The organism is Microbacterium oxydans (assembly GCF_026559675.1).
GTDB lineage: Bacteria > Actinomycetota > Actinomycetes > Actinomycetales > Microbacteriaceae > Microbacterium > Microbacterium oxydans_D.
Genome location: NZ_CP092891.1, coordinates 29316 through 47039, shown reverse-complemented (window position 1 = coordinate 47039; position 17724 = coordinate 29316). Strand labels below are relative to the sequence as shown.

General features: G+C 69.2%; 20 protein-coding genes and 1 tRNA gene. 11 read left to right on the top strand and 10 right to left on the bottom strand.

Annotated features, from left to right (window positions below; all coding sequences use genetic code 11):
* Positions 1 to 10: 10 nt before the first annotated feature.
* Positions 11 to 988, top strand: a complete 978-nt coding sequence (locus MME74_RS00250) for an Ldh family oxidoreductase (RefSeq protein ID WP_267416618.1) — start codon at positions 11 to 13, stop codon at positions 986 to 988.
* A 184-nt stretch (positions 989 to 1172) separates the two neighbouring features.
* Here the strand turns inward: MME74_RS00250 and MME74_RS00245 are convergent, their stop codons facing one another.
* The 3 genes from MME74_RS00245 to MME74_RS00235 all read right to left on the bottom strand — a co-directional run bounded on the left by MME74_RS00245 (position 1173) and on the right by MME74_RS00235 (position 3296).
* A complete protein-coding gene (locus tag MME74_RS00245; protein WP_267416617.1) occupies positions 1173 to 1904 on the bottom strand; it encodes a GntR family transcriptional regulator in 732 nt (243 codons plus the stop codon).
* A complete protein-coding gene (locus MME74_RS00240; RefSeq protein ID WP_267416615.1) occupies positions 1897 to 2601 on the bottom strand; it encodes a GntR family transcriptional regulator in 705 nt (234 codons plus the stop codon). Before MME74_RS00240 ends, MME74_RS00245 begins: the two co-directional genes overlap by 8 nt.
* A gap of 89 nt (positions 2602 to 2690) precedes the next feature.
* On the bottom strand, positions 2691 to 3296 hold the full coding sequence (locus MME74_RS00235; RefSeq protein ID WP_267416613.1) for an NAD(P)H oxidoreductase: 606 nt from the start codon (positions 3294 to 3296) through the stop codon (positions 2691 to 2693).
* A 228-nt stretch (positions 3297 to 3524) separates the two neighbouring features.
* Here MME74_RS00235 and MME74_RS00230 point away from each other — a divergent pair, with 228 nt between their 5' ends.
* Positions 3525 to 3890 carry a winged helix-turn-helix transcriptional regulator gene (locus tag MME74_RS00230; RefSeq protein WP_267416612.1) on the top strand — a complete coding sequence of 122 codons (366 nt, stop codon included), beginning with the start codon at positions 3525 to 3527 and terminating at the stop codon, positions 3888 to 3890.
* A gap of 23 nt (positions 3891 to 3913) precedes the next feature.
* Here the strand turns inward: MME74_RS00230 and MME74_RS00225 are convergent, their stop codons facing one another.
* Both MME74_RS00225 and MME74_RS00220 read right to left on the bottom strand, forming a co-directional pair.
* The gene (locus MME74_RS00225; protein ID WP_267416611.1) at positions 3914 to 4903 is read right to left on the bottom strand and encodes a hypothetical protein; all 990 of its coding nucleotides are present in this window, start codon (positions 4901 to 4903) and stop codon (positions 3914 to 3916) included.
* Entirely contained in the window at positions 4900 to 5526 is a 627-nt protein-coding gene (locus MME74_RS00220) for an RNA polymerase sigma factor (RefSeq protein ID WP_267416610.1), read from the bottom strand. The genes MME74_RS00225 and MME74_RS00220 overlap by 4 nt, the downstream gene beginning before the upstream one ends.
* Positions 5527 to 5794: 268 nt before the next feature.
* On the opposite strand from MME74_RS00220, the gene MME74_RS00215 reads away from it, so the two are divergent.
* Both MME74_RS00215 and MME74_RS00210 read left to right on the top strand, forming a co-directional pair.
* The gene (locus MME74_RS00215) at positions 5795 to 6076 is read left to right on the top strand and encodes a DUF3892 domain-containing protein (RefSeq protein WP_267416609.1); all 282 of its coding nucleotides are present in this window, start codon (positions 5795 to 5797) and stop codon (positions 6074 to 6076) included.
* A gap of 17 nt (positions 6077 to 6093) precedes the next feature.
* On the top strand, positions 6094 to 6369 hold the full coding sequence (locus tag MME74_RS00210) for a hypothetical protein (protein ID WP_267416608.1): 276 nt from the start codon (positions 6094 to 6096) through the stop codon (positions 6367 to 6369).
* 17 nt (positions 6370 to 6386) lie between these two features.
* Here MME74_RS00210 and MME74_RS00205 read toward each other — a convergent pair whose 3' ends face one another.
* Together MME74_RS00205 and MME74_RS00200 are read right to left on the bottom strand one after the other, a co-directional pair.
* A complete protein-coding gene (locus tag MME74_RS00205) occupies positions 6387 to 6779 on the bottom strand; it encodes a hypothetical protein (protein ID WP_267416607.1) in 393 nt (130 codons plus the stop codon).
* Between the two features lie 141 nt (positions 6780 to 6920).
* Positions 6921 to 7003 (bottom strand) — tRNA-Leu (locus MME74_RS00200).
* Positions 7004 to 7148: 145 nt separating this feature from the next.
* Between MME74_RS00200 and MME74_RS00195 the strand changes: the two genes are divergently transcribed.
* From MME74_RS00195 to pknB, 7 genes are read left to right on the top strand one after another with little or no spacing between them, the layout of a single operon-like run.
* Positions 7149 to 7874: an FhaA domain-containing protein gene (locus MME74_RS00195; RefSeq protein WP_267416606.1), complete on the top strand. Its 726-nt coding sequence runs from the start codon at positions 7149 to 7151 to the stop codon at positions 7872 to 7874.
* Positions 7871 to 8386 (top strand): FHA domain-containing protein FhaB/FipA, encoded by a 516-nt coding sequence (locus MME74_RS00190; RefSeq protein WP_267416605.1) that lies wholly within the window; start codon positions 7871 to 7873, stop codon positions 8384 to 8386. Before MME74_RS00195 ends, MME74_RS00190 begins: the two co-directional genes overlap by 4 nt.
* A 7-nt stretch (positions 8387 to 8393) precedes the next feature.
* Positions 8394 to 9698, top strand: a complete 1305-nt coding sequence (locus tag MME74_RS00185) for a PP2C family protein-serine/threonine phosphatase (RefSeq protein ID WP_267416604.1) — start codon at positions 8394 to 8396, stop codon at positions 9696 to 9698.
* A complete protein-coding gene (locus MME74_RS00180) occupies positions 9695 to 11080 on the top strand; it encodes an FtsW/RodA/SpoVE family cell cycle protein (protein ID WP_267416603.1) in 1386 nt (461 codons plus the stop codon). Before MME74_RS00185 ends, MME74_RS00180 begins: the two co-directional genes overlap by 4 nt.
* 1 nt (position 11081) lies before the next feature.
* Positions 11082 to 12536, top strand: coding sequence for a peptidoglycan D,D-transpeptidase FtsI family protein (locus tag MME74_RS00175; RefSeq protein WP_267416602.1), 1455 nt, complete (start codon positions 11082 to 11084; stop codon positions 12534 to 12536).
* A complete protein-coding gene (locus MME74_RS00170; RefSeq protein ID WP_267416601.1) occupies positions 12533 to 14278 on the top strand; it encodes a protein kinase domain-containing protein in 1746 nt (581 codons plus the stop codon). Before MME74_RS00175 ends, MME74_RS00170 begins: the two co-directional genes overlap by 4 nt.
* A 44-nt stretch (positions 14279 to 14322) precedes the next feature.
* Entirely contained in the window at positions 14323 to 16014 is a 1692-nt protein-coding gene (gene pknB, locus MME74_RS00165; RefSeq protein WP_267416599.1) for a Stk1 family PASTA domain-containing Ser/Thr kinase, read from the top strand.
* Between the two features lie 31 nt (positions 16015 to 16045).
* Here pknB and MME74_RS00160 read toward each other — a convergent pair whose 3' ends face one another.
* Genes MME74_RS00160 through MME74_RS00150 form a run of 3 tightly spaced genes read right to left on the bottom strand, consistent with a single transcriptional unit; the run spans position 16046 to position 17653 of the window.
* Positions 16046 to 16678 carry an anthranilate synthase component II gene (locus MME74_RS00160; protein WP_267416598.1) on the bottom strand — a complete coding sequence of 211 codons (633 nt, stop codon included), beginning with the start codon at positions 16676 to 16678 and terminating at the stop codon, positions 16046 to 16048.
* Entirely contained in the window at positions 16675 to 16830 is a 156-nt protein-coding gene (locus MME74_RS00155) for a hypothetical protein (RefSeq protein WP_267416597.1), read from the bottom strand. The genes MME74_RS00160 and MME74_RS00155 overlap by 4 nt, the downstream gene beginning before the upstream one ends.
* 28 nt (positions 16831 to 16858) lie before the next feature.
* A complete protein-coding gene (locus tag MME74_RS00150) occupies positions 16859 to 17653 on the bottom strand; it encodes a class E sortase (RefSeq protein WP_416383327.1) in 795 nt (264 codons plus the stop codon).
* Positions 17654 to 17724: the final 71 nt, after the last annotated feature.

Here is a 17724-nt window from a genome sequence, read left to right as displayed (position 1 = left end):
GTTGGGGCGCATGACTCCGACCGCGTCCCGCTCCTTCACCCCGGCCGATCTGGAAGTCCTCTGCAGGGAAGTGGTCCGTCGGGCGGGGGCATCCGAGGCGGCGGCCCAGGTTCTTGCCGTCGCCACCGTCGAGGCGGAGCAGCGGAAAAGACCCGCGGTCGGAGTGCGGCATCTTCTCGACTACGTCACCGCCCTCCGCGACGGCCGGCTCAACGGTGACCCGTCACCGACGCTCACCGGCTCGCGCCCCTCTGCTCTCGTCGCCGATGCCGACGGCGGTCCCGCACAGCTCGCCTTCGACCTCTTCCTGCCTCGGCTGATCGACGCGGCGGAGTCCTCCGGTGTCGCCGTGCTCTCGCTGAGAAACGCGTTCACGACGGGGGAGCTCGGCTTCTATGTGCGCCGTCTCACCACGGCGGGCCTGATCGGTCTGGTCTGCGGCAACTCCCCGGCACTCGTGAGCGTGTACGGATCCCCCGGACCGGTCACCGGCACGAACCCGCTCGCCTTCGGGGTGCCGCAGCGATCCGGCTCTCGCGCCTTCGATCAGGCCAGCAGCGCCACCGCTTGGGTGAACGTCCGCGATGCCGCCGAGCGCGGCGAGCCGATCCCGGAGGGGTGGGCCAACGACGGGGACGGCGAGGCGACCACGGATGCGACGGCCGCCCTGGACGGCTCCCTCCTGCCCTTCGGCGGAGTGAAGGGCGCGAACATCGCCATCATGGTGGAGCTGTTGGCGACACTGGCGGGAGGGTCCTTCTCCCTCGATGCGACGGGGAGCTCTGGCTCGGAACCGCCCCGACTGGGACTCTTCGCCCTCGCGATCGATCCCGCGGCTTTCGATGCCACCGCTCTCGATCGCGTCGAACGGCATTTCGCGCGCGACGACGCGTCGGGCCTCGAGGCGTTCGGTCGTCCGCGGGAGCCGCTGACACGAATAGACATCGAGGAATCGCTGCTGGAGCGTCTCGCCGAAGCGGCGCGATAGGCGCTCGTCGGCCGCCGTGGGGAACGGCGGCCAACGAACGAGGCACAGCACCCCATCGATGTGCGACCTTGGGGACGGTCGCAGGTCGGCGGGGAAAGCCGGGAGTGCTGTGTCGTCGCCCTGGGAAGGCGACCATTGAACGGTATCCGCGACGCGTCCCGCCCGGTGAAATATCAGTGCGCGCTCAGCCCGTGGTGAGGTCGTCGAGCACGTACACGTAGAGGTCGCCGACGATATCGGCGCCCTCGTGCTGCGCTGCGCTGTCGACCGCGTCGAGGAGCGCGGCGATCGCGCCGCACACCATCGCCGCATGGTGATCCCGCCCGAGGTGCGTGAAGCCGAGGACGAGTGCCGGGCGCTTCGCGGCATGCATCGCCTCGAGGTAGGGGTTGCGCGAGAAGGACGCCAGCACCTGGAAGAGGTTCCAGGTCAGTCCCGACGCGGTGCGGTGATCGACGCGCGGCGCGCGCCACGCGGCCATCGCCTGCTCGGCGGCTCCGCGGAACTCCCGACGCTCCTCCAAGGTCGCGCGGGCGATGCCCAGGCTCGTCGCGAGCGTCGACAGCCCGGCGCACTCCGCGACGACGGCAGCGAGCCACGCCTCGGTGGGGGTGGCCACGACGGAGGACTTGTGCGGGCGGGCCTCGACCAGGTGCCGCGCCGTGAGAATCGAGATCGCCTCGCGCACCGTGTTCGGCGCGGCATCGAGCTCCTTCGAGAGCTTCGAGATCTTGAGCGGCGCGCCCGGCGCGAGCTCTCCGGTCTCCATCTTCCTGTTCAGCGCTTCCACCACGGAGTCCAGTCGCGTCGGCACGGGGGCGGGCGCGGCGAGCTCCTTCCGGTCGACCAGGTCCAGGATCTCGACCGAGACGAAGGAGGAGGTGCCCGCCAGCGGATCCGCGTCGCCCCTACTCACGCGGGAGCCGCCAATCGCCGGTGATCGCCGCGCGGAGCCGCTCCACCGTCGTGATGCGGAAGAGCTCGAAGACCGCGTCGCGTGCGGCGGCGCCGTCCCGAGCTCGGAGCGCGACCCGAAGCGGCTCGAGGAGCGCGCGCTGTCGTTCCCCGAGCCACTCCGGAAGCGGGCTGTCCTGCACCGAGCGGCTCAGATGCAGGACGAGGTTGCGATCCAGGATCTCGGTCACGATCGCGTTGTCGGCGAGTTCGATCACCTCGATCCACAGCGCGAACCAGAGCCGCAGCCCCTCGGGCATGCCGCCGCGGGTGAGGTCGGAGTCGAGGATCGCCTGCATCCGGGCGTCCAGGGACTCGAGCTGGGCGTCGGTGAGAGTGGGGAACACCTTCGCCGCCGCGTAGGCGATCAGCGCCCCGGCGGCCTCGGCGCGGTCCGCCTGCGCCTGGAGGTCGATCGGGGCCACCCGGGTGAAGCGGTTCGAGCTCATCTCGACCAGGCCGACGTCGGTCAGACGGATGAGCGCTTCCCGGATCGGCGTGCGCGAGACGCCGTACTCGGCCTGCAGATCCTGATCGCGGATCTCCTCCAGCGGCGCCAGGCGGCCCGTCACGATCTCCTGAGCCAGCCGGGCGTAGACCTGATCGCGGATCAACGTCCGCGGGCGAGCTTTCGTCGAGGGCGTCGGCTCGTCCGTCATACCGGCCAGAATAGCCAGCCGACTCTCGTTCTGTCAGTCACCCTCGGTCCGATGGCGTCCTCCCCGGGGATCGCGGGCGCCGAGCAGACTCACGCCAGGGCGCCGGCCAGGTCGGCTGCGACCGTCCGCGCGCGATCCCGGAGCGCGGCGAAATGCGCCTCGGTGTCCTCGATGCCGTCGCCGAGGGAGTCGTGCAGCAGGATGACCTGACTGTCCGCGATGCCGCTGAGCTCCGCGATGCCGACGTTGAGCTGTCGGGTGATCATCTCGTCGTAGCCCCGCTTGCGGAACGCCTCCGCGCTCTCGCCCGCCAGGCCGATCCAGCGGGCGGCGGCGATGCCCGAGCGGCGACCGCCGCCGTAGAACAGCCCGTTGTTCCACACGCGGTCGATGTAGCCCTTCATGATCGCGGGCACCGAGTACCACCACACCGGGAAGACGAACACGACGGCGTCCGCACCCGTCGTGCGCGCGGCGAGCTCCATCACCTCCGGCGTGTACTGCTTGTCGAGGTTGTTCCAATCGGGTTCGTCGGCCTCCCACACGATCGGGTCCACGCCTTCGCGATGGAGGTCGAGCTCATCCACCTCGAAGCCCTGGGCGGTCAGCTCCTCGATCACGTCCGCGGTGACCGCCGCCGTGAGCGAATCGGTGCGGGGGTGAGCCCAGACCACCAGTGAGCGCTTGCTTGCCATTGCCGTTCTTCTCCTCTTGATTCGACGCTGCATCCGCGATCGGGCATGCCGAAGCACCGCCGAGGGGGCGGGGCCGGTCGCGGACGAGCACGCACGGGATGTGCGCTGACCGAGGTGCAGGAGACGATTGCCCGCCCGCTCCTCAGCACGTACATTGAGTCAAACAGGACACTGGCAAAAGCAGAAGTATGCACATTTCGGTCCAGTACAGACAGTTTGGATAGTGACATGCGTGACAAGACCGCGGCGGCGATCGCCGTGTGCTCCGTCGAGACGACCGTGAGCATCATCGGCGGATGCTGGAAGCTCACCATCATCCAGGAGCTGCTCGACCGCACCCTGCGCTACGGCGAGCTCCGACGCGCGGTCGGCGAGGTGACCGATCGGGTCCTGACGCGGCAGCTGCGCGAGCTCGAGGACGACGGGCTCGTCCACCGAGAGGTCTACGCCGAGGTGCCACCGCGCGTCGAATACTCTCTCACCCCGATGGGCGAGACGCTGCGTGCGCTCGTGCGCGACATGGATGCGTGGGGCCAGACATGGGTCGCCGCCCAGCAGCCCGCCACGTCGGATCCGGCGCGGAGCGCCGCCTAGGGACGCCGGCCGAGGCATCCCCGCTACGCGTCATCCGCATCCCACATCGTGTAGGAGATGACGCCGGTGGGGAGTCCGTCGAGGGGCGCGACGAGCTCGCTCTCCACGCCCACGATGCGTCCGGTCGCGGTCGACACCAGGACGGTCTCGACACGCTCCGGGATGACCGACGACACCTGCAGCCCGATCACGTCGCGCCCGAGGCGATCGGTGGTCTCGCCGCGGACCGTCACCCCGCCTGCATCCGCCAGGAGGTCGAGGAGCGTCGCGTGCTGTTCGTCGTCGAGGGTCCAGTACTGCAGGAGTCCCGTGATCGCGGCCAGCAGCTCGCCCGACGACGACTCGGCCGTGACGCCGAACGGGGCCAGTGCCGCTTCCATCTCCGCCGGCGTGCTGCCGTGGAGGTTGCGCACCTCGGCGGGGAGGGCGAAATCCTCCGGTGGGGTGACGACGGTGTCGATGACCTCTCCGGGCTCGTAGGGACTCGGGTCCACGCCGTCCGGAAGATCATCCGTCCAGGAGGAGTCGGCCGCGATGATCGTGGACGTCGCCGTCTCGCCGGGGCCCCAGACGAAGTGGATGTCCTGCGGGACGATCTCCACGCGCATCTCCGTCATGTCCACGCTCCATCCCCACACGATGGTGCGCACGCTCGACTGCTGCGCGACGTCGGGGAGCGCGGCCAGACGGTCGGTCGCCCTCTCGATGACGTCGGCGAGCGCAGGCGCGGCGGTGTACTGCAGCGGAGGCGGGGTGAGGGCGACGGCCCGCTGGGCGGGGCTCAGGACGCTGACGGCCACGAGCGCCGCGACGGCCAGGGCCACGGTTGCCGTGGCGATCCCGGTCCACAGCAGGCGCGGATGCCGCTGCCGTCGTGTCGGCCGGTGGGTGCCGCGGATGATGCTCTCCCGCACGGCGATGTCGGCGGCACTCGGGCGTGAGCTGCCCGCGGCGCGGGGCACCGGGTCGGCGGCGCGGAAGATCCGGTCCAGGTCGTCGTCCGAGGAGGTCATCGTGGGCCACCTCCCTCGAGCTTCTCGCGGAGCTTGGTCCGCGCCCGGGTCAGCGTCGTCCACACGGCTCCCTCGCTGGTGCGGAGCACCTCTGCGACTTCCCGTGCACTCAGGTCGTCCCAATAGGTGAGGACGACGACCTGGCGCTCGCGAGCACTGAGCTCGGCGATCGCCGTGCGCACCGCCAACGCCTCCAGGGGGTCGAGCCCGGGCCCCGGGGCCTCCACCCCGCGCACGAGCGCCTCCCAGGCGCGCTCCTTGGAGCGGGTGCGCCGGGCACGATCACGGATCTTGTTGTCGGCGGTCCGCAGGAACCAGGTCACCGGCATGGGGTTCGACGGATCGAGCTTGCGCCAGGCGACGACGAACACCTCGGCCGTCAGCTCGTCGACTTCTGCCTGGTTGTCGACGAAGCACTCGAGATGGTGGCGCACTCGAGACCAGTGCTCGTCGAACAGGCGCCGGAACACCACGTCCTTGTGGTCACCGCCGTGTCCCGATGCCGCGGCAGCCGCGTTCGTCCTGCGCCGGCGATTCGGCACCCACGCGGCCCGCATCGACCGCTGCGTCTCCGGGGAGTGGCCGGCGAACACCAGGGGGCGGGAGTACCCGAGTCGAAACATGGGCTCCTCACTCACATGCCGGTGGCCGGTCGGTCCAGGCTATCCACGGTCACAGGCGGCGGCGAAGGGGAGGAGCGCTGGCATGCTTCCACCCTCACCCGGGATCGTCCGAGGTCCTGCGCGATCGCCTCCGCTCTTTGGGCCGGGAACCACGTTCCTTACAGACTTTCTGCGTGTCCGACCCGCGCCGTGATGAGGGCGGAAAAGCGCCGCGGCCTCCGCCAATAATGGCTCTGGCCGCACGGTTCGCGGCCCGAGAGGAGCAGTTGTGGCGGCGATCGAGATCACGAACGTCCGATTCGAGGGACGCGTGCGCGGGCCGGAGGTGATCACCGCCTATAAGTGGGTCTCGCGGGAGAGCGGCAGGGTCGACTGGACGGACCGGCCGACCATGATCACCTGGATCGACAACGGGAACAAGGCGTTCGTCGGGCGGGGGTACAGCCAGGTGAACGTCGCCATCGTGCGTCCCGCCGACGGGGAGCCGTATCTGCGCGCGTTCGCGGACGACGCGTGGAACAACGACCTGGAGAACCTGCCGCCGTTCTGAGGACTACGTTGGACCCCATGAACACGACCGACAGCCGCGGGAACGAGCGTCACCACGCGGTGGATCGGCTCGCGATCACGGCCATCGCGGTGTCGATCCTCGTCCTGATCGGGGGGATCACCTTCACCGTGCTCGGCCTCATCGTGGGTCGCACGGACGGACGCATCCTGCTCGGAGTCGTCCTGCTCCTCGGCGGCGCGATCGCACTCGCGTGGGGCGTCGGGCGTCTGAGGCGCCTGGCGAGCCTCACCCCCGATGCCATCATCGACCCGGGAGCGGATCCCGAGCGCTGACCGCGGCGGTCGGCAGGCTATGCGTCGGTCGGCGGGAGGAGCCCCGTCATCCGGCCTTCGCCCGTGCGGACCGCAATGGCCTCGAGATCTTCGTTCCCTTCCCAGTCCGTCGGGATCTCGATCACGCTCCGGCGCCGGAAGCGCACGAGGTCGCCATTGGACACCTCCGGCTCGTCCGATGAGCGGTAGGGGTCGTCGATCACGCCGGTGAGTTCGTCGCCATCGACACCTGTGATGCGGGCGTAGGGGCTGACGATCCACCCCCTCGAGTAGTCCTCGAACTGCTGGACCTGGATTCGAACGACATGACCGGGGGAGAGAGCCTGCAGGATGGCGGGGTCGAGCAGCCATCCGGACCAGTCGCTGAGACCGTCGTCATGGGTCGGAATCTTCCATGAGCGTTCTTCCATAGGCACAGCGTAGGCCTGCGGCATCCGGATGGGCCCTGCTGCCGGGCAGCCGTGCACACAAGAAGCGCCGGTCGGGACCAGGCCCGACCGGCGCTTTCTCTCTACGAACTGTTCACCCTGAAGAACGAACAGAACTCGCTGTGCGCGAGGGGGGACTTGAACCCCCACGTCCTTACGGACACTGGCACCTGAAGCCAGCGCGTCTACCATTCCGCCACTCGCGCGAGTGTCTTGTTCCGAAGAACTCAACTTTCCGAGGATATCACGCGATTTCACCCTCTGTTGCACACCCCTGGGAGGCGATCGGCGGCGTTCCCCCAGGACACCTGGCTACGATGTGTCTACCGGTCGGCATGCCAGAGGAGCCCAGTGGGACTACTTGACAGCTTTGAGAAGGGTCTCGAGCGCGCAGTCAACAGCGCGTTCGCGAAGACCTTCCGCAGCGGCATTCAGCCGGTGGAGATCGCTTCGGCGCTCCGGCGTGAAGCCGATACGAAGGCTGCGGTCGTGAGCCGCGACCGCATCATCGCGCCCAACAGTTACGTCGTACGTCTCAGCACCGACGATGCGGAGCGGATGCTCGGCCTCGGCGGCGCCCTCACCGACGAGCTGCACGCTCTCCTCACCAAGCACGCCAAGGCCCAGGGCTACAGCTTCGCCGGACCGCTGTCGATCAACCTCGAAGCCGACGAGAAGGTCGCGACGGGCACCGTGCGCGTGAACTCGGGCACGGTCGAGGGCCGGGTCAGCTGGCAGGCCGTGGTCGACGTCGACGGCCGCCGCCACTCGATCTCGCGGGCGCGCACCGTCATCGGCCGCGGCACGGATGCCGACATCACGATCGCGGATGCCGGTTCGAGCCGCAAGCACGTCGAGATCCTGTGGGACGGCGAGCGCGCCATGCTGCGCGACCTCGGCTCCACCAACGGCACCAAGGTCAACGGCCAGAAGCTCCGTGAAGCCGCCCTGCCCTCCGACACGACCATCACGATCGGACGCACCGACCTGGTGTTCCGCATCGTCCCCGTGGCCAGCCCGTCGCGTCCCGCGCCTCGGGGCGACGACGCCACCCGAGCGTTCGGAGCCCTCGGTTGAGTGAACTGATCCTCCTCCTGCTCCGCATCGGGTTCCTCGTCCTGATGTGGTTCTTCGTGTTCGGCGTCGTCTACTCGCTGCGCGCCGACCTGTTCGGCGTGCGCGTGCGCAAGCTCCCGGCCGAAGCCGCGGCGGGCGTCTCCGCTCCCGCACCGGCGGCGGCCCCCGCGTCGAAGCCGGCGTCCTCCCGCCCCTCGAGCGGACCGGCCACGGTCGCGACGGCGAAGCGCCTGGTGATCACCTCGGGCCCGAAGGCCGGCCTCGAACTGCCGCTCAGCGCCGACTCGCTCACGATCGGCCGCTCCAGCGAGTCCGCCCTCGTGATCCGCGACGACTACACGTCCAGCCACCACGCCCGCCTGATGCTGCGGGGCGACAGCTGGGCGATCCAGGACCTCGACTCCACGAACGGCACTTTCGTCGCAGGGCAGCGCGTGTCCGGCTCGCCCGTCGCCCTCTCGCTCGGCACGCCCATCAAGGTGGGCGCCACGACCTTCGAGCTGCGAGCCTGACGCCGGCATGGTCTTCGAGGGCTCGAGCGTCGCGATCTCCCATACCGGGAAGGTCCGCTCCAACAACCAGGACTCCGGATACTCCGGGGCGAACCTGTTCGTCGTCGCCGACGGCATGGGCGGCCACGCCGGTGGAGACGTCGCCTCGAGCATCGCCATCCAGCGCCTGGAGCCCCTCGACCAGGCGTACGCCTCCCCGGAAGACGCGCAGGCCTCGCTGCAGGCGGCCGCGACCACGGCGGCGGGCGACCTCATCCGCGCCGCGAAGGACCGCCCGGAACTCGCCGGCCTCGGCACCACCGTCAGCGCGATCATCATGGTCGACGAGTATGCGGTCATCGGCCACATCGGCGACTCCCGCATCTACCTGTACCGCGACGACGCGCTCACCCAGATCACGGCCGACCACACGTTCGTGCAGCGCCTGGTCGACTCCGGCCGCATCACTCCGGAAGAGGCCCGTTACCACCCGCGCCGCTCGGTGCTCATGCGCGTCCTCAGCGACATGGACTCCGACCCCGAGCTCGACATGTTCGTCATGCACACCCAGCCGGGCGACCGCTGGCTGCTGTGCTCGGACGGCCTGTCCGGCGTGGTCGACGAGCCGCACATCCTCAAGGCGATGCAGCTCGGGCTCGCTCCCGGCCGCACCGCGGACAACCTCCTCAAGCAGGCCCTCGACGGCGGAGCTCCCGACAACGTCACGATCGTGCTGGTCGACGTCGGCGGACAGCACCCGATCCACTCGGGCACCCCGACCATCGTCGGTTCCGCGTCGAACCCCGACGGCGTCTACGTGCCGCCGGTGCGTCCTCCGCGCGGCAACTGGCTGCACCCGGTGCGCCAGGCCGCGAACGAGCCCAGCCACTTCGAGCCGGCGCCCGAGTACCTCGAGGAGCTCATCGAAGAGGATCGCCGTCGCGCCAGGCGTCGCCGTCTCGGCTGGATCGCTGGAGCCCTCGTGGTCGTCGCGATGCTCTGCGTCGCCGCGTTCGCTGCGTACAGCTGGACCCAGACGCGCTACTTCATCGGCGCCGACGACGACAGCGTCGTGATCTTCCAGGGCGTGCAGCAGAACATCGGACCGATCACCCTGTCCACCCCGATCCAGGACACCGACATCCTCCTCGCCGACCTCCCGCCCTATCAGCGCGCCTCGGTCGAGAGCACGATCACGGCACGCTCGCTGTCCGACGCGATGGCGATCGTCGACCGCCTGCGCGCCGGGGCCGAGGCGAACGCGATCCCGCAGACCCCGCTGCCGACGCCTCTCCCCACGCCGAGCGAGACCCCGACCGGGGGTGCAGGATGAGCACCGACGTGCAGGCGGACACCACCGTCATCAAGGCGTTGAAGCGTCTCCGGATGCCGCAGACCCAGCGCAACCGCGAGTTCTGGCTGCTGCTGTTCGCGTGCGCGATCAGCGGCGGAGCGCTCACTCTCGTGCAGCTGGGGGCTCTCGGCGTCATCGACCCGATGATCCTCGCGATCGGCGGCGGCCTGGCGGCCCTCGCGTTCGCCCTGCACATCGTGCTGCGCTTCGTCGCCTCCGACGCCGACCCGTTCGTGGTGCCGATCGCCACGCTGCTCACGGGCCTGGGCATCGCGATGATCTACCGCATCGACATCGCGTTCAAGAACACCGGGTGGAACGCATATTCCACCAAGCAGCTCGCCTGGACCGCGATCTCGCTCGCGGGCGCCATCGCGGTCGTGATCCTGCTGCGCAATTACCGGATCCTGTTCCGTTACACGTACATCTTCGGCCTCGCCGGAATCCTCCTGCTGCTGCTGCCGTTCGTCCCGGGTCTGCGCATCCCCGACGCCAACGCCGCCGTGTGGGTGTCGCTGGGCGGCGCCTTCGCCTTCCAGCCCGGTGAGCTCGCCAAGATCTGCCTGGCCATCTTCTTCGCCGGCTATCTGGTGCGCACCCGCGAGAGCCTCACCTCCGTCGGCAAGCGGGTCCTCGGCATCACCTGGCCGCGCATGCGCGAGCTCGGACCCGTGCTCGTCGTCTGGCTCATCTCGCTGGGCATCATCGTCTTCCAGCGCGACCTCGGCACCGGAACGCTGATCTTCGGCATGTTCGTCGCGATGCTCTACGTCGCGACCGGCAAGACCAGCTGGGTGCTCATCGGCCTCGCCCTCGTCGTCGCCGGTGTCGCCGTCGCGACCCAGATCCTCACCTACGTGCACGGCCGCTTCATCAACTGGCTGTTCCTGTTCGATGCCAACCAGGTCGACCCGGACGTCGCCGGCTACCAGCCAATGCAGGGACTGTTCGGCCTCGCGCGCGGCGGACTCATCGGCACCGGCTGGGGCCAGGGCCGCCCCGAGGTCACCCCGCTCGCCCACAGCGACTACATCATCACCAGCCTCGGCGAGGAGCTCGGGCTGATCGGCCTGTTCGCGATCCTCTGCCTGTACATGGTGTTCGTCAGCCGCGGCATGCGCATCGGCCTCGCCGGTCAGGACGACTTCGGCAAGCTGCTCGCCACCGGGCTCTCGTTCACGATCGCGCTGCAGGTCTTCATCATGGTCGGCGGCGTCACGCGACTGATCCCGCTGACCGGTCTGACCACGCCGTTCCTCGCCGCCGGTGGATCGTCCCTCGTGGCGAACTGGCTCATCGTGGCCCTGCTGCTGCGCATCTCCGACGGCGTCCGCCGCCAGCCCCGGGTGGTGATCGGCTGACATGACCAAAGAACTCCGCCGCCTCAGCATCATCATGCTGTTCATGTTCATCGCGCTGTTCGCCGCGACCAGCTGGATCCAGGTCGTCGAGGCCGACAGCCTCGCGCAGAACAGCCACAACAAGCGCACCCGTCTCGACAGCTACGAGATCCAGCGCGGATCGATCATCGTCGACGGCGCCGCGATCGCGAACTCGGTGCCCAGCGACGACCGGTACCAGTTCCAGCGCGTGTACACGGATGCGCCGATGTGGGCTCCCGTCACCGGCTACTTCAACGCCGCACTCGATTCGCGGACCGGCATCGAGCAGGCCATGAACGCCGACCTCTCGGGAACCGGCGCGAACGCCTTCCTCGGTGAGGTGGAGCGCATCCTCTCCGGCCAGCCGCAGCGCGGATACAGCGTCGAGCTGTCCCTCAGCGCCAGAGCGCAGAAGGCGGCCTACGAGGCGCTCGGCGGCCTCAAGGGCGCGGTCGTCGCGATGGACCCGAAGACCGGTCGCATCCTGGCGATGGTCTCGACCCCCGGGTTCGACACGAACCTGATGGCGACGCACGATGCGAACGCCGCGAACACCACGTTCGACCAGCTCGTCGCCGACCCGAACAAGCCCCTCTCCAACCGGGCCATCGCCGGCGACCTCAACCCTCCGGGCTCGACCTTCAAGATCGTCGTCGCCGCCGCCGCCTACGCGACCGGCGAGTGGACACCGGAGTCGACCCTGCCGAACCCGATCTCCTACACGCTCCCGCAGTCCTCCAGCCGCGTCTCCAACGCCTGGGGCGGCAAGTGCGGTCCCGGAGCCACGGTCACGATCGCCGAGGCCATCCGCCTCAGCTGCAACATCCCGATGGCCGAGCTCGCGGTCGAGCTCGGCGACGACACGATCCGCGAGATGGCGGAGAAGCTCGGCTTCAACAAGTCCTTCGAGACCCCGCTGAAGTCGACGCCGTCCAGCTACCCGCGTGCGCTCGACGACGCGCAGACCGCCCTGAGCGGATTCGGTCAGGGACAGGTCACCGCGACCCCGCTGCAGATGGCGATGGTGTCCGCCGGGATCGCGAACGACGGCGTCGTCATGAACCCCCGGATGGTGGATGCCGTGATCGGCAACGACCTGTCGGTCATCAAGGCCTTCGAGGACAGCGAGTTCGGCCGTGCGATGGAGGCCGACGTGGCCGACGACGTCACGTCGGCCATGGTCGCGAGCGTCGCTACGGGCGCGGCCCAGGGTGCAAGAATAGACGGGATCGACGTGGCCGGTAAGACGGGCACCGCAGAGAACGGAAACAGGCCGCACACGTTGTGGTTCACCGGTTTCGCACCGGCGAACGACCCCGCGGTCGCAGTAGCGGTCGTCGTCGAAGACGGCGGCGGACAGGGACAGTCAGGAAGCGGCGACACCATCGCTGCTCCGATTGCGAAGAAGGTCATAGAGGCGGTGCTGGGCAGATGAGGCCGACGCAGGGTGTGTCGTTCGGTGGTCGTTACGAGCTGCAGTCGCGTATCGCGATCGGTGGCATGGGCGAGGTGTGGGAAGCGACGGATCACGTCATCGGACGTACCGTCGCCATCAAGATCCTCAAGGACGAGTACATGGGGGACCCCGGGTTCCTCGAGCGGTTCCGCGCCGAGGCGCGGCACGCAGCTCTCGTCAACCATGAGGGCATCGCCAGCGTGTTCGACTACGGCGAGGAGAACGGCAGCGCCTATCTCGTCATGGAGCTCGTCCCCGGCGAGGCGCTCTCGACCGTGCTCGAGCGGGACGGTGCGCTGAGCGCCGACAAGACGCTCGACATCGTCGCGCAGACGGCATCCGCCCTGCAGGCCGCGCACGCCGCGGGCCTCGTGCACCGCGACATCAAGCCGGGCAACCTGCTGATCACGCCGGACGGCCGCGTCAAGATCACCGACTTCGGCATCGCCCGCATCGCCGACCAGGTCCCGCTCACCGCGACCGGTCAGGTCATGGGAACGGTGCAGTACCTGTCGCCCGAGCAGGCGTCGGGCCACCCGGCGTCGCCCGCGACCGACACCTACTCGCTCGGCATCGTCGCGTACGAGTGCCTGGCGGGCAAGCGTCCGTTCACCGGCGAGTCGCAGGTGGCCATCGCGATGGCCCAGATCAACGAGCAGCCGCCGCCGCTGCCGCCGACCGTGCCGATCCCGGTGCAGAACCTCGTCATGGCGATGATCGCCAAGAAGCCCGCCGACCGTCCCTCGTCCTCCGCGACGGTGGCTCGGGCGGCGCAGGCGCTTCGTCGTGGCGACCTGAACTCCGCGGCGATCGCCGTCCCCGCGATCGCGACCGGCGGCATCGCCGGCGACGACGACGCGACCCGGATGCTGACCGCATCCGGCGACGACGGCACCACGCGCATCCTCCCCACCACCGCACAGCTCCCCACCGAGGACGCTGCGGAGGAGGAGAAGAAGAAGAAGCGCAGCCCGTGGACCTGGCCGCTGATCGCCCTGATCGTCCTGTTGGCGATCGCGCTCGGTGGCACCGTCTGGGGGATGCTCGCGAACCAGGGCAACGGGGACGCCGACGCCACGCCCAAGCAGAGCAGCTCGTCCCCGCCTCCGTCGACGCCGTCGACGCCGCCGCCGACGACACCCGAGGAGACTCGCGTCGACGTCACCGCGCTGAACCTGAACGGCATGGACTGCGGCGGCGCCACCTCGACCCTCAAGGGCGCCGGGTTCGACAGCGAGATCACCTGCGTCGACGGCGACCCGGCACCCTCGGATGCCGAGGTCGGCAAGGTCTACCGCGTCGACCCCACGGGCAACGTCGAGAAGACGCAGCCCATCACGCTCACGGTCTACGCCGCTCGGACGGCCGTTCCGACGCCCACCGACACCCCGACCATCACGGGCGACCCGGTCGCCGGCAGCACGGTGACCATCTCCTGGGGCACCGGATTCACCTGCCCGAGCGGCACCACGCTCTCGGGGTATGTCGTCTCGCTCCAGAACGGCACGTTCGTGTCGGGCGGTCCCAACTTCCAGCCGACGCAGCGCAACACGCAGGTGAAGGTCGGCGACACCGTGGGTCAGCAGCTCCTCGTCACCTACCAGGGCATGTGCTCCGGTGGCGACCAGCGCACCTCGGCCGCCTCGCCGCCGCTGTCCGTGACGATCGTCGCCGCGCCCGACCCGGGCGAGGGTGACGACGGTGGCGGCACCGACGGGTAGCCTTTAGTCCAGCTCAGCAGCAGTCGTTTTCCAGGGGGTAGTACGTGTCCACAGAGCCACGGGTCATCGCGGGTCGATACCGCGTCGACGAGCTCATCGGGCATGGCGGGATGGCGAAGGTCTACCGCGGGTACGACCTGACCCTGGGGCGCGAGGTCGCGATCAAGATCCTCGACCCCGAGCTCGCCCGTGACACGGCGTTCCGCACGCGCTTCCGGCTGGAGGCGCAGGCCGCTTCGCGGATGTCGCACCCGTCGATCGTCCGCGTGTTCGACGCCGGCGACCCCTCGGCCAGCGACAGCTCCTCCGACGAACCGCCGTACATCGTGATGGAGCTCGTCAAGGGTACGCTGCTCAAGGACATCATCTCCGCGGGCCCCGTGCCGGTGGCCGATGCGGTGCGCTACGTCGACGGCATCCTCGAGGCCCTCGACTACTCGCACCGCGCGGGCGTCGTGCACCGCGACATCAAGCCCGGCAACGTCATGGTGACCGACAAGGGTCAGGTCAAGGTGATGGACTTCGGCATCGCCCGAGCCGTCTCCGACTCCTCCTCGACCGTGGCCGAGACCACGCAGATCATCGGCACCGCCGCGTACTTCTCGCCCGAGCAGGCGAAGGGCGAGCCGGTCGATGCCCGCGCCGACCTCTACTCGACCGGTGTGGTGCTGTACGAGCTGCTCACGGGCCGCCAGCCGTTCCGCGGAGAGTCGCCCGTCGCGGTCGCCTACCAGCACGTCAGCGAGACGCCGATCCCGCCGACCGAGGTCAACGAGGACGCCCCCGGCGCGCTCGACCCGATCGTGCTGCGCGCTCTCGCGAAGGACCCCTACCAGCGGTACTCGGATGCTGCGCACTTCCGCGCCGCACTGGACGCGGCCGTCACCGGGAACGCTCCGACGCGCAAAGAGCTCGGAGCGCTGACCAGCGAGCTCTACGGACCGAGCCCGCGGCAGGCGCAGGAGACGGCGCGTTCGCTGCGCCAGCTCAGCACCGACACCACCATGACCAGGACCCAGTCCGGCCCGCCGGTCGCCTGGATCTGGGCGGGTGTGGCACTGCTGGCCGTGCTGCTGGCCTCGGTGCTGTTCTGGGTCGTGACGATCAGCGGGCGTCCGTCCGAGATGCCCAGCACGTCCCGCGTGATCCCGAACCTCGTCAACGTCTCCTCGGAGCGCGCGCAGGACGACCTGGCGAAGCTCGACCTGGCGTCGACGATCGTCTTCGAGTCGAGCGCCGAGATCACCGAGGGGAACGTCATCAGCACCGACCCCGAGGCCGGCGTCTCGGTGGAGGAGGGCACGACGGTCACCGTCCACGTCTCCTCCGGTGTGGAGACCGCGGTGGTGCCGAAGATCGAGGGCATGACGCTCGCGGACGCGACGAAGGCACTGAAGGCCGCCGGCCTCGAACTCGGCACCGTGATCCAGCGGAACGACAAGGCCCTGCAGGCGGACACGGTGATCTCCTCGAGCGAGAAGCCCGAGTCGGAGGTGGCACCGGGCACGGTCATCAACCTCGTCGTCGCCAGCGGCAAGGTGACTCTCACCGACCTGGTCGGCTGGACGGTCGACGCCGCCACCACGAATCTCACCGATCTCGGGCTCACGCCCACGCCCGTGGAACAGGCCGACTGCCCCGCGACGGACCCGCCGACCGTGCAGTCGATGTCCGTGGCGCCGGGTGACGTTCCGATCGGTTCGCCGGTCGAGCTGCGGTTCTGCACCGGCGACTGACGCCCCTCGCAGATCCAGCCTGCGACCGCCGTCAGCGGGACAGCGGGTGCAGACTCTCCGCGCGCGCCACGGCGTCGCGATCCCCGCACAGTTCCAGCCAGTTCGCCAGCAGACGGTACCCGCCTTCGGTGAGGACGCTCTCGGGGTGGAACTGCACGCCGCGCATCGGCAGGTCACGGTGTTCGAGCGCCATGACCGTCCCGTTCTCGGTCCAGGCTGTCACGATCACCTCGGCGGGAAGGTCGGCGGCCGCGAGAGCCAGCGAGTGGTACCGACCGGCGTCGAACGGCGAGGGGATGCCGGCGAACAACGCCGATCCGTCATGCTCGACGGGGGAGACCATCCCGTGCATGAGCTCCGGCGCCGCGCTCACCGCAGTACCGAAGGCCGCGCCGATGGTCTGGTGCCCGAGGCACACGCCGAGCGTCGGCATCCGCAGCCGCGCGGCGATCCGCACCGCCTCGAGGGAGACCCCCGCATCGGCGGGCGCTCCGGGACCGGGGGAGAGCAGGAGGGCGTCGTGGTCGGCGAGCATCCGCTCGAGGTCCGCGGCGTCGAGGGCGTCCGACTCCACCAGCTCGGTTTCGGCGCCGAGTTCGTGGAGATAGCCGACGAGCGTGTGCACGAAGCTGTCGTGGTTGTCCACCACGAGGACCCGCGTCATTCGACGTCGACCTCACCCGGGGCGATGATCGGGCTCACCCACGGGAACACGTACCAGAACAGGCCGTAGAGGATCGCGGCCACGACGACCACGAGGATGAGGACGCGCAGCCACCACGGACCGGGCAGCAGGCGCCAGATTGCGGCGTACATCAGTCTTCTCCCTCGTCGGCGTGCACGATCACACGGATGGCGCGGCCGGAGGAGGCGGCGTCTCGGTCAGAGCGGTCGGGGGTCCCTCGGCGCGAGGCTGGAAGCTTTCGAACACCCCGTAGGCGACGATGCGTTCGGCGAGGGAGTAGAGGGGGGAGCAGGCGGTGAGCGTGATGTACTGCTCACCCGTCTGCTGCTCGGGCATCTGCGGCACGTCGGCGAGCACATCGGTCTGCGTCGGCTTGACGTACTCGAGCGTGCGGAAGCGGTAGGTGTACCAGCCGTCGGGAGTCTCGACGACGATCGCGTCGTTCAACTGCAGCTTGTCGAGCTGGTTGAAGGGCTTGCCCCAGGTGGTGCGGTGACCGGCCATCGAGAAGTTGCCGACCTCGCCCGGCATCTTCGAGTCGGTGTAGACGCCGATCCCCTTCTGGTCGAGGGTACGGGCGCGACTCGTCCCCCCGTAGATGCCGAAGTTGTAGTCGGAGCCGAAGCGGGGGATGTGCATCTGTCCGAACCACTCCGCGTCGGCGGGTGCCGCGGGAACCGGCGGCACGTAGGTCGGGGTGCCATCGTCGCCCTCGACGACGGGCGGAAGGTCGGGCGCCTCCGCCTGTGCGAGCTGCTGCGAGATCGCCGCACCCTCTTCGTTCTTCTGGGCACTGATGATGATGTCGCCGATCCACATCTGCCAGGCCACGAACAGCAGGACGATCACTCCGGCGGTCAGCAGAAGCTCGCCGAGCACGCTCGCGAAGGTGGCGCGAGAACGTGGTCGTTCTCGCCGCGGGCGTCGCCCCCCAGGCACGACGGATGCAGTCATGCCGTGATCATATCCGGGAACGCTGAACGGATGCCGCTGGTCGCCGGACGTCCAGGGCCCTCGCCGCCTCG

What these genes read in the sequence shown, in the direction of transcription:
- MME74_RS00150 (WP_416383327.1), bottom strand. Translation starts at nt 17,653, where the DNA reads ATGACTGCATCCGTCGTGCCTGGGGGGCGACGCCCGCGGCGAGAACGA.
- MME74_RS00210 (WP_267416608.1), top strand. Translation starts at nt 6,094, where the DNA reads ATGAACACGACCGACAGCCGCGGGAACGAGCGTCACCACGCGGTGGAT.
- MME74_RS00175 (WP_267416602.1), top strand. Translation starts at nt 11,082, where the DNA reads ATGACCAAAGAACTCCGCCGCCTCAGCATCATCATGCTGTTCATGTTC.
- MME74_RS00185 (WP_267416604.1), top strand. Translation starts at nt 8,394, where the DNA reads ATGGTCTTCGAGGGCTCGAGCGTCGCGATCTCCCATACCGGGAAGGTC.
- MME74_RS00230 (WP_267416612.1), top strand. Translation starts at nt 3,525, where the DNA reads ATGCGTGACAAGACCGCGGCGGCGATCGCCGTGTGCTCCGTCGAGACG.
- MME74_RS00225 (WP_267416611.1), bottom strand. Translation starts at nt 4,903, where the DNA reads ATGACCTCCTCGGACGACGACCTGGACCGGATCTTCCGCGCCGCCGAC.
- MME74_RS00160 (WP_267416598.1), bottom strand. Translation starts at nt 16,678, where the DNA reads ATGACGCGGGTCCTCGTGGTGGACAACCACGACAGCTTCGTGCACACG.
- MME74_RS00240 (WP_267416615.1), bottom strand. Translation starts at nt 2,601, where the DNA reads ATGACGGACGAGCCGACGCCCTCGACGAAAGCTCGCCCGCGGACGTTG.
- MME74_RS00250 (WP_267416618.1), top strand. Translation starts at nt 11, where the DNA reads ATGACTCCGACCGCGTCCCGCTCCTTCACCCCGGCCGATCTGGAAGTC.
- MME74_RS00235 (WP_267416613.1), bottom strand. Translation starts at nt 3,296, where the DNA reads ATGGCAAGCAAGCGCTCACTGGTGGTCTGGGCTCACCCCCGCACCGAT.
- MME74_RS00180 (WP_267416603.1), top strand. Translation starts at nt 9,695, where the DNA reads ATGAGCACCGACGTGCAGGCGGACACCACCGTCATCAAGGCGTTGAAG.
- MME74_RS00155 (WP_267416597.1), bottom strand. Translation starts at nt 16,830, where the DNA reads ATGTACGCCGCAATCTGGCGCCTGCTGCCCGGTCCGTGGTGGCTGCGC.
- MME74_RS00220 (WP_267416610.1), bottom strand. Translation starts at nt 5,526, where the DNA reads ATGTTTCGACTCGGGTACTCCCGCCCCCTGGTGTTCGCCGGCCACTCC.
- MME74_RS00205 (WP_267416607.1), bottom strand. Translation starts at nt 6,779, where the DNA reads ATGGAAGAACGCTCATGGAAGATTCCGACCCATGACGACGGTCTCAGC.
- MME74_RS00170 (WP_267416601.1), top strand. Translation starts at nt 12,533, where the DNA reads ATGAGGCCGACGCAGGGTGTGTCGTTCGGTGGTCGTTACGAGCTGCAG.